General features: G+C 76.7%; 1 pseudogene. It reads right to left on the bottom strand.

The features are described 5' to 3' along the window. A pseudogene (locus tag KVT14_RS20475) lies at positions 1-209 on the bottom strand (hypothetical protein); the annotation flags it as partial. Positions 210-266 lie beyond the last annotated feature (57 nt).

Below are 266 nucleotides of genomic sequence, written 5' to 3'. Positions count from 1 at the left end.
ACGAACGTGGCGAACGGCAGCCCGCCCTCGGCCGCGACGGTCTCCGCCGCTGCCCGCACCTGGTCGACGAGCTCGAAGTGCCCCGAGGGCAGCCCGAGCGCGATCGGCTCGCCGGACTCGGACCGCAGGCCGCCGGCGGGCGACACGATCATCACCTGCGGCCCGAGCAGGTTCGCCCGTGGCCAGCCCATGCCGGCGTTCTGCGTCATGCCGGACACGTCGCCGCTCGGCGGCCGGCGGAGCCCGTCCGCGGTCAGCGGCAGGCG

This window comes from Cellulomonas sp. GbtcB1, assembly GCF_019091725.1.
Classification (GTDB): domain Bacteria; phylum Actinomycetota; class Actinomycetes; order Actinomycetales; family Cellulomonadaceae; genus Cellulomonas.
This window is presented reverse-complemented; position numbering and strand designations above follow the sequence as displayed.